Raw genomic sequence first — 12,864 nt, forward strand, 5'->3', positions numbered from 1 at the left:
ACGAAGCCGCGCTCGAACAGCACGGCATCCCGGCCATCGACCTGCTCGTGGTCAATCTCTACCCGTTCGAGGCGACGGTGCGCGCCGGGAGCGATTTCGACACCTGCATCGAGAATATCGATATCGGCGGGCCGGCCATGATCCGCGCTGCAGCGAAGAACCATGCGGGCGTCGCCGTGGTGGTGGATCCGGCCGACTATGCGCACGTGCTGAACGAGATCGATCGCCACGACGGGACCACCCTTGGCTTTCGCAAGGAACTGGCGGCGAAAGCCTTCGCCCATACGGGCGCCTATGACGGGGCCATCGCCACCTGGTTTGCCGGCGAGCTGGACGAGCACACGCCTTCGAGGCGCGTGCTCGCCGGAACACTGGAATACGCGCTGCGCTATGGTGAGAATCCGCATCAATGGGCCGCATTCTATCGCACCGCCGAGCAGCGTCCGGGCGTGGCGTCCGCCGTGCAGGTGCAAGGCAAGGAGCTGTCTTACAACAATCTCAACGACACCGACGCGGCCTACGAGCTTGTCGCCGAGTTCGATCCCAAGCAGTCGGCAGCCGTCGCCATCATCAAGCACGCCAACCCGTGCGGCGTGGCCATCGCGACGACGCTTGCCGAAGCGTATGAGAAGGCTCTGGCTTGCGACTCCGTGAGCGCGTTCGGCGGCATCGTGGCGCTGAACCGGGACCTCGATGCGGACGCGGCGAGCGAGATCGTCAAGATTTTCACCGAGGTGATCATCGCGCCGGGCGCGAGCGACGAGGCCAAAGAGATCATCGCCGCGAAAAAGAATCTGCGCCTGTTGCTCGCCGGGGGCCTGCCCGACCCGCGCGCGGACGGGGTGAACTTCCGCTCGCTTGCCGGGGGCTTCCTGGTTCAAGCGCGCGACAACGGCATGGTCGACGCGCACGATCTGAAAGTGGTGACCAAGCGGAAACCCACCGACCAGGAGTTCGCCGATCTCGTGTTCGCCCTTGCCGTCGCCAAGCACGTGAAATCGAACACCATCGTCTACGCTAAGGACGGAGCCACGGTCGGCATCGGCGCCGGACAGATGTCCCGCGTGGACTCCGCGCGCATCGCCGCGCGCAAGGCTCAAGACGCGGCGGACGCGCTCACCCTGAACGCCCCACTGACGGTCGGCGCCGTGGCCGCGTCGGATGCGTTCTTCCCCTTCGCCGACGGCCTACAGGTGGTGGCGGAGACTGGCGCCACCGCGGTGATCCAGCCGGGCGGCTCGATGCGCGACGACGAGGTGATTGCGGCGGCAGACGAGGCGGACCTCGCCATGGTGTTCACCGGCATGCGCCATTTCCGGCATTAGCGCCCCGGAGCCCATCACGCGGTCCTGATCGCCTGGGCTTGTTTCGCCACACCATCGGCCAATCAGACGGCTAGGACATCGGTAAGGCCGAACCGCTGTTCCAAGGAGACCGTCATGCTTGCGCCGTCCTTCCGCTCTGCCGCCGCCGCCTCGATTGCATTGTTGTTCTCGTTCATGGCGCCGCCCGTCTCTGCCGACACCCAGAATCCCATCGAGATTCGCGAATGGAACGTGCCCTATGAGGGACGCCCCCGCGATCCTTTCGCGGCGGGTCCGGACGAAATCTGGTTCGTCGGCCAAACGGACGGCTATCTCGCGCGCCTGACGCCCTCGACCGGCAAGTTCGGCAAACGCGATCTCGGCGAAGGGGCGGGTCCGCACAACCTGATCGTCGACAAGAGCGGGATCGTGTGGTTCGCGGGTAACCGCAACGCCTATATCGGGCGCTACGATCCGAAAAAGGACGAGATCGAGCGTGTGGAAATGCCCGACCCGAAGGCGGGGGACCCGCACACGCTCGTGTTCGACGCCGACCAAAGCCACATCTGGTTCACGGTGCAGAACGGCAATTTCATCGGCCGGATGGCGATGGACGACCGCGCGGTCGATCTCATGCCCGTTCCTACCGAAGGGGCGCGTCCCTACGGCATCAAGGTCGCGCTGGATGGCACGCCCTGGGTCGCGCTGCTCGGCACCAACAAGCTTGCCTCCGTGGATCCCGAGACGCTCAAAATCGCCGAATACACGATCCCTGAGGAAGGCGCCCGGCCGAGACGCCTCGAGGTCACCGATGACGGGCGTATCTGGTATTCCGACTACACGCGCGGCAAGCTCGGACGTTACGATCCGAAAACCGAGGCGTTCGCCGAATGGACCCTGCCCTCGGGCGACAAGAGCCTGCCCTACGGCACGGCGCTTGGCGGCGACGGGCGGCTCTGGATCGTCGAGACCGGGCCCCAGCCAAATCAGTTTGTCGGGTTCGATACGAAGAGCGAGAAGATCGTGTCGGTGAGGCCGGTGCCATCGGGCGGGGGCACGATCCGCCACATGATGTACCATCCGGAGAGCGGCGTCGTTTGGTTCGGCACCGACAGCGGCACGATCGGCAAGGCGGTCGTGTCTCCAGACGAGAGCCTGATCGTTGACTAGGGTCAAGGACAACCGGGAGGATCGGTAGTAAGCTGTTGAGTTGTGGTGATGCCGGATGACGACAGTAAGACATCTGCTCGATAGGAAGGGCCGCCGCGTTCACTCCATACGCCCCGACGCTCCGTCTTCGACGCCCTTAAAATCATGGCGGAGAAGAACATCGGTTCGCTGGTCGTGCTGGCAGACGAGAAGCTTGTCGGGATCATCACCGAGCGGATCTACGCCCGCGAAATTGCCTTGAAGGGCAGGACGTCCGCGCAAACCTTGGTGCGGGACGTCATGTCGACCAACGTGATCTGCGTGCAACCGGACCAGACCGTCGAGGAATGCATGGCGGTGATGACGAAAAAGACCGTGCGTCATCTTCCGGTCGTCGAGCATGGACGAGTCGTTGGCATCGTTTCGATCGGCGACATGGTGAACAGCATTATCCGCGATCAGGAATTCATCATCGACCAGCTCGAGCACTACATCCAGGGACACAAGGCCTAGAACGCGTGCTCGCCGATACGAATGGCCCGGCGGCGACAGCCTAGGTCTTGGACGTCGTCTCGATGGACCCCGCACCTGCGGCGGTATCGACGACCTCGAAGTCGTGGGTGACTGTGGCCGTCTTGGCGATCATGGCCGAGGCCGAGCAGTATTTTTCGACCGATAGGGCAATGGCGCGCTCAACCTTCTTCGGCGCAAGCGCCCGCCCCTTCACCACGAAACGCATATGGACGCGGGTGAAGACCTTCGGGTCCGTCTCCGCGCGCTCGGCTTCAAGTTCGACGGCGACGTCCTCGACCGCCTCGCGGCCCTTCTCGAGGATATGGACCACGTCATACGCCGAACAGCCGCCCATGCCGATCAGCACCAACTCCATCGCGCTTGGTCCTGGCTTGAGGCCATCGGGTCCGTGGGCCGTTCCAAACACGATCTTGTGCCCACTGCCGGACTCGCCGACGAACGTGCGATCCTCGACCCATTTGATGCGTGCTTTCATTTGTCATCACCCACAATCAGACTTTGCCCATCATAGTGCATCCGGACGATGGGGCCGCAAGATCGCGCGTTCGGAGATCGCGGCGTCACATACACCAAAAAAGGCCTCCCGAGGGGGAGGCCTTTGCTTTGATCTCGATCCTTGGAGCCTAGAGGCCTTCCGGCTCCCCGTCCGGATAAACCGGCTGCGGTTGGCTGGGCGACGGGCCCTCGCCTTTGTGCGGTTCAGACGGCGCATCCTCGGAGACTTCAGGTGAGACGACGATGGTGTCTTCCTCCATCACGGCTTCGCCTTCAGGGGTCTCGACCTCCATGGTGTCTTCTTCCATGACGGCGTCGCCGTCAGGCGTCTCGACTTCCATGGTGTCCTCTTCCATCACCGCTTCACCTTCGGACTCCATCGCCTCGTCCGGCACCACCGGCTGCGGCTGGTTCGGCGACGGATCCTCGCCCGCATGAGGCTCGGACGGCGCGTCCTCGGAAACCGTGGGCGGCACGGAGATGACCTCCTCCGTGGCCTCTTCTTCCATCATCGCCTCGGGTTCGTCGGTCGCGTCCTCGGCAGGCGCTTCCGCTGCCGGCTCTTCGGCGGGCGCAGCATCCTCGGCCGCAGGTTCGTCCGCGGGCTCATCCATGGCGGCAGGCTCGTCGGCCGGCTCTTCGTCCATGGTCCCGTCAGGCGCTTCGTCCGCGGGTTCCTCGGCCGGTGCGGCGTCCGTCTGCGGGCGCGGCGTCCTCGGCCGGCGCTTCGGTGGCCGGCTGCTCCGCAGGTTCTTTTGCGTCTTCGTCCTTCGGTTGCTCGCACGCGGCGAAAACCAAGGCCGCGAAAAGCGCCGCAACGACTCCAATCTGTCTCATGATCGTCCCCCCGATCTCAGTCCTGATCGTACCCCAGCGAGACAACTTAGCCCGACGCCGCAACTTTGCTACGGCGCACGTCGCTTTCATCGATTTGCTTTGCAGCGGCGCACACGCGTGCCGTCAACGCGGCGCGCGCACCCAGAGCAGCAATACGAGCCCGCCGATCAGAAAGGCGAGGGCGGCCGAGATGCCGAGCCGTTGGCTGTCTGTCAGCGCGGTGACCAGGCCGATGGCGAGCGGCGCGGCAAACGCGGTGATCTTGCCGGAAAAGGCGAAGAAACCGAAGAACTCCGTGGTTTTCTCCGGGGGGCAGAGCCGGGCCAGCAGGGTGCGGCTCGAGGCCTGGATCGGGCCCGCCGAGAGGCCGATGAGAACGGCGAAGGCGAGATAGGCCTGCTCGCCGGCGGATGCGAACAGTCCGCTGCCATCTGCTTTGGACGTTACGGGAACGACGAACAGGACCTCGTCGGCGTCAATCGAGAGCACGCCGAGCGAGCCCGCAATAAAGAAGAGAAGCGCGGTGACGATCACGGCCTTGGAGCCCAAGCGGTCGTCGAGCAGACCGCCGGTGAGTGCGCCAATGGTGCCGGCGACGGTGAGCACGATGCCGAACAGGCCGAGCTCCGCGGCGCCCCAGCCGAACACGCTCGCCGCATAGATGCCGCCGAAAGCGAACACGGCGCCGAGCCCGTCCGCATAGAGCATGCGGGCCAATAAGAAGAGTGCGATGGGGCCGTGCTCGCGCACCAGGTCCTTGACCGAGCGGACCAGCCGCCGCAACCCCGCATGCACCGCACCGCCCTGAAGCGGCGCGTCCGGCCGGTCCGGCGTGAACAGGAAGAGCGGCAGGACGAAAACCAGATACCATAGGGCCGAGAAGGGCCCGACCAGCCGATCCCCTTCGCGCGTCGCGGCGTCGAGCGCCAAGACGGGCTGCAAGCCGAATAGAGTCTTGCCGGTGTTCGGATCGGTGACGATGAGGCCCGCGATCAGCGCCAGGCTGACCAAGCCGCCCACATAGCCCACGGCCCAGCCGAGGCCGGACAACGTGCCGAGCCTCTTGCCCGAGACGAGGCCCGGCATCATTGCGTTGTTGAATACGGTGGCGAGCTCGGCCCCGATGGTGGCGAGGCCGAAAGACAATAGCACGACGGGCACGAGCGAGAGATCGCCGGGGATCGCGAACCACAAGCCGCTGAGGCCTGCGACCAGCAGCACCGAGAAGCCGGCGATCCAGGGTTTGCGCGGGAGCCCTGCATCGGCGATGGCACCGAGTACCGGCGCGAGGGCCGCGGCGATCAGCTGGGCGGCGCCCGTAGCATAAGCCCAGATCGTTTGGCCGTGCGCGGGATCGTCCATGAAGCCGTTCACGAAATAGGGCGCGAACAGGAAGGTGACGACGAGGGTGTAGAAAGGCTGCGTCGCCCAATCGAACAGCACCCAGCCGACGAGGCCGCGCCTGGGCACGGTCTGAAGGGTCGCGAGCGCTTCGGCCTTACGCGGGCTCTGCGACATCGAGCACGATCAAATGGTTGGGAAGCTCGTCATGGTCGCCCACCCCCGGTGGAAAATGCTCGGCGAGAATCGCGCCGCAAGTCTCGATGGCGGCGATGAAGCCCTCCGTGCGCGTGCCTTTGCCGATTTCCTCGGTCAGCGCGGCGATGAGATCGTCCCACACGCCGGGCCTCACCTTCTTGTAGATGCCGTCATCGGCGATCACTTCGGCGTAGCGTTCGGCGTCCGACACATAGATCAGCACGCCGGTTCGGCCCTCGGTGGTGTGCAGATTCTGCACCAGGAATTGCTCGACGGCGCGCAGGTGTGCCCGGGCATGCTTGAGCGCGCGCGGCGCGATGGCGACGCGGAACGCTTCCCACTGCACGACCACGACGCCGAGAGCAAACACCGCGAGCTGCAAAAGATAGACATATTCGATCGGCCACTTGGTGAAGTGGATGAGGGGCAGCGGCACGGCGAGTGCGGTCAACGCCACGCACATCAAGGCGAAATAGCGATAGGTGGACGAGGCGCGGGCCACCACGACGACGATCTCGCCGCTCGTGGTTTTCTCGGCGCGGGTGATGGCGCCGGCGATGGAGGCAAATTCTTCGGAGGTGAAGGGCTTCATGTGGACCTCGATCCTACCAGCTGCCCGAGGAGCCGCCGCCGCCGAAACCGCCGCCGCCGCCCGAAAACCCGCCGCCACTGCCACCGCCGCTCCAGCCGCCACCGCCCGAACTCCAGGTGGACCGGCCGCTCCGCCTGCTTGCCGCTCGGCGCAACATAGGCGCTATGGCGGGGGTAGATGATGAGCAGGAAGATCGCGATGTAGAACAGTACCGTGAACCAATCGATGGTGGGCTTGTCGGCGTCATGACGGGCTTTGGCGCGCGCTCGAGCTCCGCGGTGTCGCCGGTCAAGGCTAGGGCGATGTCGCGCACACCGTCCTTGATGCCGCCCGAAAAGTCGCCGGTGCGGAAGCGCGGCAGGATCCCGTTCTCGATGATGATCTTCGACAGCGCGTCGGTGAGGAGCGGCTCGAGCCCGTAGCCCACCTCGATGCGGACCTTGCGCTCGTTGGGGGCCACGATGAGCAGCACGCCGTTGTCGAGCGCCTTGGTGCCGATGCCCCAATGCCGGCCGAGTCGATAGCCGAAATCCTCGATGGTGTAGCCCTGCAGCGACGGCAGCGTGACGACCACGAGCTGGTCCGAGCTTTTGTCCTCGAGCTGTTTCAGCTCTTCCGTGAGCGTCTGCTCGTCTTCGGGGCTCAGCAGGTTCGCGTCGTCCACTACACGCCCGGAGAGCGTGGGAAAAGTCGGCTCAGCCGACGCCGGAAGAATTGCAGAGCCCAGCGCAACGGCCAGCAGGACCGCGCGAAAAATCATGGAGCGCAGCGTGATTGCGGCCATGAAATCCTCGTTTGGCCCGGCGTTTCGCCTGGTCGGCCTAGAACTCGACCTTCGGCACCTGCGTTGTCTCCTCCGCGACGGAGAAGTTCTGCATTGGCTCGGAGTCGGGATAGAGCAGTGCGCGCCACCAGCGTCCGGGGATGGTGCGGAGTTCGGTGTTGTAGTCCTTCACCGCGACGATGTAGTCGCGCCGGGAAATGGCGATCCGGTTTTCGGTGCCTTCGAGCTGCGACTGAAGCGCGAGGAAGTTCTGGTTTGACTTCAGGTCGGGATAGCGCTCGACGACAACGAGCAAACGACCGAGTGCGCCGGAAAGATTGTTCTGCGCCTCCTGGAATTTGTCGAAGGCCGCCTTGTTGGTGAGGATATCCGGCGGGATCTGCACCTGGGTCGCCTTGGCGCGGGCTTCGACCACCTCGGTGAGGACCTTGCTCTCCTGCTCGGCGAAAGCCTTCACGGTCTCCACGAGATTGGGAATGAGATCGGCGCGGCGTTGATACTGATTCAGCACCTCGCTCCAAGCCGCTTTTGCCTGCTCGTCGAGGGTAGGAATTTGGTTGATGCCGCAGCCGGCTAGAACGAGGCCCGCTAGCATGAGGATCGCGGCCCGACCCGTGGGTCCAGCCCAAACACGCGCGACTGCCAGCATGTCGTCCTCCCTTGAAGCGCGAACCGCAAACCCGTGTATTGACAGCCCGGGGCGGTGGCAAGCGCTTTCAACACCAGGTTCGGTCTAGCTCTGGGCCGAGGAAGCCTCCTTATCGGCATTGTTCGCCATGGCGTCGAGCGCGCTCTCGAGGCTTGGCACGTAGAGCGTCTGCGACGGGAATGCGAACTCGATGCCGTCCTCCTCGAAGGCGCGGAAAATCGCGAAATTGATGGCCTGCTGGCAGTCCATATAGACGGTGTAGTCGCCGCTCAGCACCCAGTAGACCACCTCGACCTCAAGCGCCGAACCGCCAAAGCTGCGAAAGTGGGCCCGATCAAAGCGGACGCCTTCCCGCGCCTCGACGATGGCTTTCACCATCTCCGGAATGCGTTCGAGCTTATCGGCGGGCGTGTCGTAGGTGACGCCGAGCACAAGCACGATGCGCCGCTCCTGCATACGCTTGAAGTTGTGAACGCGAGTCTGGACGAGGTCGCTGTTGGAGACCGCAATCTGCTCCCCGGACAACGCGCGGATGCGTGTGGTCTTGATGCCGATCTTCTCCACGGTGCCGCTTTGATCGCCGAACACGATGAAGTCACCGACCTCGAACGGCCGGTCCAGAACGATGGCCAGGGAAGAAAACAGGTCGCCGAGCACACTCTGCGCCGCGAGCGCCACGGCGATGCCGCCAACGCCAAGGCCGGCAACCAGCGCGGTGACGTCGAAGCCGAGATTTTCGAAGATCAGCAGAAGCGCGAGCGACCAAACCGCGACGCGCACGACGAACTGGATCAACGCCAGCGCATTGCGGGTCGTGGCTCGGCTCTTCAACGCCGACAGGCGCCAGGCAAGGATCGCCGAGGCGATACGGTCGGCCCAGACAGCCAACTGGACGAACAAGGCGACGATGAAGACCGAGGATATGAGGCGATGGACGGCGTCCGGCAGGTCGAGCAGCGTCGTGCCGACGTAGATGGCAGCGATGATCAGGAACAACGTCCACGTGCGGGCGACGAGTTCGTGCAGCACCTCCGGCCAATGGATGTCCTTGCCGACCTGCGGAGCGGGGAGGCTGCGCGATAGGAAGAGCCGCACCAGAAGGGCCACGGTCAGCGTCGCCACGCTGAGGGCGGCCGCAATGCCCCACTGGGTCAAGCCGTTGCCGTAGACCTCGCTCTCGAGAAGTTTCGTGACGCTGTCGATACCGGTCATGCTGCCTTCGTCTGGTTACCTGGCGGCCTAACCTAATGGCTCAGACTCTCCTGGCCACCCCCTGGGAACCACTTGTGTCCCGTCCGCGCGCGGGCCCCTGCCTAGAAGCGGGCAAATAGGCTCTTTCAGTGTTGCGAGAATGAAACAACGGCCAAGTTTCTTTAAGTCTTGGCCCGTGACGGCACCCGCTTCTCTTCCGCCACCGTGTGTTTCGCGCCAACTAAGTCCCGGCAGTTACGAGATTTTTTCCATGATGGACAGACGTCCACCGGAATCCCACAAGTCACGGAGGACGTTAGGTAATCCGAAGGCTTTGCTAGTCAAAGTCTAGGGCCTCTTCTAGTGTGATTCGTGAGTCGTTTTGGGGACTCGGGAGGCTCGCTATGGGACCGATTTTTTACGGGGAGCGAGTACGGTGTTGCGTATGCGTATGATGGGGGACGAGGCGGCGAACGCCGCCAAGCGGACTCTTTCCACTCTTTCGGTTTTTGCTGGCGCCGCGGCTCTCGCGGCGACGGTCACGGTTGTGCCCGCGAACAGCGAGGAGGCGCCCGGGGCCGATGCCAACCAGCCAATGACGATCGTCGTCTCGCTCGGAAACCAGAAGGCCGACGTCTACCGGGGCACAACGCTCATTACGAGCACCAGTGTCTCCACCGGAAAGCGCGGCTATTCCACGAAAGCCGGCGTGTTCAGCATCCTTGAGAAGCGCCGGCGTCACTACTCCAATCTCTATAACGGCGCGCCCATGCCTTGGATGCAGCGCCTGACCTGGTCCGGCACGGCACTCCATGCGGGCGTGGTACCGGGTTACCCGGCCTCCCATGGCTGTATCCGCCTGCCCTATTCCTTCGCACCGAAGCTGTTCTCCATGACGGATGTCGGCGGGCAGGTGGTGGTCGCGCGCAGCAGGGTGAAGCCCCAGCTGGTGGACCATCCCGCGCTGTTGCAGCCCTTGCCGCTGCCCTCGCCGCCCACGCTGGTGAAGCAGGAAAATGTCCAGCCTGCGACGATGCGCCGGTCGAGCAACGACGCGGTTCCGGCCTCAAAAACCCGCCTTCCCGTGGTGTTGGCGAAAGCCGGATCTATTGAGCCCCAAGCAGATCAGGAAACTCAGATCGCCGCTCCGTTTGCGGTTCACGCGGAGACGTCCGCGCCGAGCAAGCGCCCGATCGCCGTCGCCATGCTCGAAGATACCCGCGAGCACGCGATCGATCCCACGCCGTCCCCCCGCTGGACAATGGCGCGCACGCCGCCAAGCCCACGGCCAACGCCGCGAACAAACATGCCGAAGCTGTGACGCCCGACTTCGCGAAGCAACAGGACCGTCTTGCCGCTCCGGCTGACGCGCCTTTGGTGCCGTCGAGCCCGGTTGTTTCTCTTTCGGCGAGCACGGTGGCGCAGCCGCGGCTGTCGTCGCGACAGCCGCGCCGGAGCCCCAGCGGACTGAAGAGCCGAAAGCCGGTCCGATTCTGACGGTCTCCGCCTCGGCCTTGTCCACGCCGCCGGTCGAGCCTGTGTCATTCTCCCTGGCCATCGTAGGTTTGAACGACCATCCGCCGCTGCCGCCGGAGAAGCCCTCGGTCATGGCAGCCAAGCTTGTCGCCGGGGCCGCCGCTGCCGCGGTCGAGGCCGCCGAGCCGCGCTCTCCCGAACCGCTGCGCATCCTGATCACGCGCCGGACCAATCGGGATGGCCTGCGCGACGCCCAGTACATGCTGGCCTCCATGGGTTATCTGGAGCCGCAGAACTTCGACGGTACCTTCGGAACCTTGACCGCCAGAGCCATCAAGGCGTTCCAAGAGGCGAACGACATGCCCCAGACCGGCGCGTTCACCGACGATGTGGAGAAGAAGATCTATGCTGCCGCGGGCAAGGATATGCCGCCGCAAGGCCATCTCTTCGTCCGTCAGAAGTTCGCCAGTGTTCTCGATGCCCCTGTCACCTTTCGCAACCCGGACGAGCCCCTTGGCACTCACGTGTTCACCGTGATGCACTTCGAGCAAGGGGCCACCGAGGCGCAGTGGATGGGGATCAACCTCAAAGACGGCGAGGACTCGACGGCTGTGCTCGACCGTATCGAAATTCCGGATGAGCTTCGCCGGAACCTCTCCGAGCGCCTGACTCCGGGCTCCTCGATGATCGTGGCCGACACCGCCATCAATTCGGCGACCTTGCCGAAGGGCGCGGATTTCCTGGTGTGGGATACGAGCAAGCCGGCCAAGGTCGAGCGGGCGAGCGTTTCGCCCGCGCGGTCAAGAAGCGGCGGGCAACCACGCGGCGCCGCGTTGCGCCGACCTATACGCGGCGCACAGAGCGGCGCAATCCCTGGCCGTTCTAGGCTCCTGCACCCGCTTTAGTCTTCTTCTTCGATCACGATCGAGACACGCGCCGCGGCGAACACACTCGAATCGTAGTTGATCAGCCGCCCCTGCGGGTCGGCATTGACGCTGCCCCACACAAGCACCGGCGCACTGCGCGGCTGACGAAGGTCCACTGCTTCCTGCGGCGTGGGCTGACGGGCCGCAAGCCGCGTTGCCCGGCGGCGGTAGCCGATGACGTCGTAGCTGGCGAACGTCTTGGTGATCGACTGGATCTTCTCGAACCGCTCGGCGAAATCGGGGAAACGATCCGCCGGCATGTAATGCCGGGCAATGAGGATCGGGATACCGTCGCCCATGCGCAGGAGCTCAAGCGCCGTGACCTTGTCGCCCGGCTTGAGATCGAGATTGTCGGCAACGTCCTTCGTCGCCTTGACGATGCCTGAGCGCAGCACGCGCGCGGACGGGACGAGGCCGGCCGCCTCGATGTTGCCGGTGAAGCGCGAGTGGCCGCCGACCCGATAGGCGATCGGGCGCGCGGCGACAAATGTGCCTCGGCCCCGCCGCACCTCCAGAAGCCCGCGGCCGCCGAGCGATTCGATCGCGCGCCGCACGGTGTGCCTGTGAATGCCGAGTTCCTCGGCCAGCTGGTGCTCGCCGGGAAGCTGCTCCCCCGGCTTCAACCTCCCGGCGCTGATCGCCCGCACGATGGCGTCTTCCACCTGGAGCCAAAGGGGCCTCTGACGGGTCTCGGCCTCATCCGAGAGCGTGAAAACCGGGGCCGTCATGCAGAAATGTGTCCGAGAGTCATACAGCTGACACGGAGGAGGGTGTAAAGAGGGACCTGAACTTGTATAGACATCTGTGGAAGCGTAGTCTTGTGCCATGCATAGCAACGCCACCGAGGTAGGACAATGACCGATCACAGCACCGTATCCCAAGGGACCCCCCAGCCTCAGCGCGTGGTGGTTCTGATGTGCGACGGCCTAGGCCTCGACTATTACGGCCAAAGCTCGATGCCGACGCTGAAGGGCTGGGCCGAGGGCGGCGTCTTCGCCGAGGTGGAGGCGGTGCTGCCGACGGTGACCAACGCCAATAACGCCTCCATCTGCTGCGGGAGCTGGCCGAAGGACCACGGCGTGGTAGGGAACTCCTTCCTCGACGAGGACACCGGCCAGGAGGAGTATCTTGAGGACGCCGCGCTGGTTTGCGCGCCGACCCTGTTCGACGCGCCGGCCAGGCCGGCGTGCGCTCGGCTCTTCTCACCAGCAAAAAGAAGACGACGGCGCTGCTTGGCCGTGGCGCGGAAATCCTTCTGGCTGCGGAAGCCCCCGACGGCGACTGGGAGAAGATTCTCGGCGAAGCGCCGCCGATCTACTCGCGCGAGATCAATTACTGGCTGCTGCGCGCTGCGATCCACGTGCTCGAGACGCGGCCCGAGATCGGCT

15 protein-coding genes are annotated in these 12,864 nt (G+C 64.5%); 6 read left to right on the plus strand and 9 right to left on the minus strand.

The window, feature by feature from the left end; all coding sequences use genetic code 11:
• The 3 genes from purH to AUC71_RS01740 form a co-directional block, all read left to right on the plus strand.
• A partial coding sequence (purH, locus tag AUC71_RS01730) for a bifunctional phosphoribosylaminoimidazolecarboxamide formyltransferase/IMP cyclohydrolase (RefSeq protein WP_069622875.1) occupies positions 1-1,325 on the plus strand: 1,325 nt, incomplete at its 5' end.
• A gap of 114 nt (positions 1,326-1,439) precedes the next feature.
• Positions 1,440-2,474 carry a Vgb family protein gene (locus AUC71_RS01735; RefSeq protein WP_141701373.1) on the plus strand — a complete coding sequence of 345 codons (1,035 nt, stop codon included), beginning with the start codon at positions 1,440-1,442 and terminating at the stop codon, positions 2,472-2,474.
• Between the two features lie 144 nt (positions 2,475-2,618).
• The gene (locus AUC71_RS01740; RefSeq protein ID WP_210183220.1) at positions 2,619-2,966 is read left to right on the plus strand and encodes a CBS domain-containing protein; all 348 of its coding nucleotides are present in this window, start codon (positions 2,619-2,621) and stop codon (positions 2,964-2,966) included.
• 40 nt (positions 2,967-3,006) lie between these two features.
• On the opposite strand, the gene AUC71_RS01745 is transcribed toward AUC71_RS01740, so the two are convergent.
• The 8 genes from AUC71_RS01745 to AUC71_RS01775 all read right to left on the minus strand — a co-directional run bounded on the left by AUC71_RS01745 (position 3,007) and on the right by AUC71_RS01775 (position 9,095).
• The gene (locus AUC71_RS01745; RefSeq protein WP_069622877.1) at positions 3,007-3,462 is read right to left on the minus strand and encodes an OsmC family protein; all 456 of its coding nucleotides are present in this window, start codon (positions 3,460-3,462) and stop codon (positions 3,007-3,009) included.
• A 148-nt stretch (positions 3,463-3,610) separates the two neighbouring features.
• Positions 3,611-4,129 (minus strand): hypothetical protein, encoded by a 519-nt coding sequence (locus tag AUC71_RS01750; protein WP_141701374.1) that lies wholly within the window; start codon positions 4,127-4,129, stop codon positions 3,611-3,613.
• A gap of 7 nt (positions 4,130-4,136) precedes the next feature.
• On the minus strand, positions 4,137-4,319 hold the full coding sequence (locus tag AUC71_RS18395; RefSeq protein ID WP_141701375.1) for a hypothetical protein: 183 nt from the start codon (positions 4,317-4,319) through the stop codon (positions 4,137-4,139).
• A 123-nt stretch (positions 4,320-4,442) separates the two neighbouring features.
• The gene (locus tag AUC71_RS01755; protein ID WP_069622879.1) at positions 4,443-5,837 is read right to left on the minus strand and encodes an MFS transporter; all 1,395 of its coding nucleotides are present in this window, start codon (positions 5,835-5,837) and stop codon (positions 4,443-4,445) included.
• Positions 5,818-6,450, minus strand: coding sequence for a TPM domain-containing protein (locus AUC71_RS01760; protein WP_069622880.1), 633 nt, complete (start codon positions 6,448-6,450; stop codon positions 5,818-5,820). Before AUC71_RS01760 ends, AUC71_RS01755 begins: the two co-directional genes overlap by 20 nt.
• Positions 6,451-6,463: 13 nt before the next feature.
• Positions 6,464-7,234 (minus strand): TPM domain-containing protein, encoded by a 771-nt coding sequence (locus AUC71_RS01765; RefSeq protein ID WP_069622881.1) that lies wholly within the window; start codon positions 7,232-7,234, stop codon positions 6,464-6,466.
• 37 nt (positions 7,235-7,271) lie between these two features.
• Positions 7,272-7,883 carry a LemA family protein gene (locus tag AUC71_RS01770; protein WP_069622882.1) on the minus strand — a complete coding sequence of 204 codons (612 nt, stop codon included), beginning with the start codon at positions 7,881-7,883 and terminating at the stop codon, positions 7,272-7,274.
• An 84-nt stretch (positions 7,884-7,967) separates the two neighbouring features.
• Positions 7,968-9,095, minus strand: coding sequence for a mechanosensitive ion channel family protein (locus tag AUC71_RS01775; RefSeq protein WP_069622883.1), 1,128 nt, complete (start codon positions 9,093-9,095; stop codon positions 7,968-7,970).
• Between the two features lie 424 nt (positions 9,096-9,519).
• Between AUC71_RS01775 and AUC71_RS01780 the strand changes: the two genes are divergently transcribed.
• Positions 9,520-10,395 (plus strand): L,D-transpeptidase family protein, encoded by an 876-nt coding sequence (locus AUC71_RS01780; protein WP_083237986.1) that lies wholly within the window; start codon positions 9,520-9,522, stop codon positions 10,393-10,395.
• A gap of 217 nt (positions 10,396-10,612) precedes the next feature.
• Complete coding sequence (locus tag AUC71_RS01785; RefSeq protein WP_141701376.1) at positions 10,613-11,455, plus strand: peptidoglycan-binding protein; 843 nt, start codon at positions 10,613-10,615, stop codon at positions 11,453-11,455.
• Here AUC71_RS01785 and phnF read toward each other — a convergent pair.
• Positions 11,452-12,138, minus strand: coding sequence for a phosphonate metabolism transcriptional regulator PhnF (phnF, locus tag AUC71_RS01790; RefSeq protein WP_158007661.1), 687 nt, complete (start codon positions 12,136-12,138; stop codon positions 11,452-11,454). The genes AUC71_RS01785 and phnF overlap by 4 nt on opposite strands.
• A gap of 294 nt (positions 12,139-12,432) precedes the next feature.
• Here phnF and AUC71_RS22485 point away from each other — a divergent pair.
• On the plus strand, positions 12,433-12,864 hold a 432-nt coding region (locus AUC71_RS22485; RefSeq protein WP_425283342.1), incomplete at its 3' end, for an alkaline phosphatase family protein.

The sequence above is a fragment of the Methyloceanibacter marginalis genome (genome assembly GCF_001723295.1).
Classification (GTDB): Bacteria; Pseudomonadota; Alphaproteobacteria; order Rhizobiales; family Methyloligellaceae; genus Methyloceanibacter; species Methyloceanibacter marginalis.

What these genes read in the sequence shown, in the direction of transcription:
- AUC71_RS18395 (WP_141701375.1), bottom strand. Translation starts at nt 4,319, where the DNA reads ATGAGACAGATTGGAGTCGTTGCGGCGCTTTTCGCGGCCTTGGTTTTC.
- AUC71_RS01775 (WP_069622883.1), bottom strand. Translation starts at nt 9,095, where the DNA reads ATGACCGGTATCGACAGCGTCACGAAACTTCTCGAGAGCGAGGTCTAC.
- AUC71_RS01780 (WP_083237986.1), top strand. Translation starts at nt 9,520, where the DNA reads ATGCGTATGATGGGGGACGAGGCGGCGAACGCCGCCAAGCGGACTCTT.
- AUC71_RS01770 (WP_069622882.1), bottom strand. Translation starts at nt 7,883, where the DNA reads ATGCTGGCAGTCGCGCGTGTTTGGGCTGGACCCACGGGTCGGGCCGCG.
- AUC71_RS01740 (WP_210183220.1), top strand. Translation starts at nt 2,619, where the DNA reads ATGGCGGAGAAGAACATCGGTTCGCTGGTCGTGCTGGCAGACGAGAAG.
- AUC71_RS01745 (WP_069622877.1), bottom strand. Translation starts at nt 3,462, where the DNA reads ATGAAAGCACGCATCAAATGGGTCGAGGATCGCACGTTCGTCGGCGAG.
- AUC71_RS01755 (WP_069622879.1), bottom strand. Translation starts at nt 5,837, where the DNA reads ATGTCGCAGAGCCCGCGTAAGGCCGAAGCGCTCGCGACCCTTCAGACC.
- AUC71_RS01760 (WP_069622880.1), bottom strand. Translation starts at nt 6,450, where the DNA reads ATGAAGCCCTTCACCTCCGAAGAATTTGCCTCCATCGCCGGCGCCATC.
- AUC71_RS01750 (WP_141701374.1), bottom strand. Translation starts at nt 4,129, where the DNA reads ATGGACGAAGAGCCGGCCGACGAGCCTGCCGCCATGGATGAGCCCGCG.
- AUC71_RS01735 (WP_141701373.1), top strand. Translation starts at nt 1,440, where the DNA reads ATGCTTGCGCCGTCCTTCCGCTCTGCCGCCGCCGCCTCGATTGCATTG.
- AUC71_RS01765 (WP_069622881.1), bottom strand. Translation starts at nt 7,234, where the DNA reads ATGGCCGCAATCACGCTGCGCTCCATGATTTTTCGCGCGGTCCTGCTG.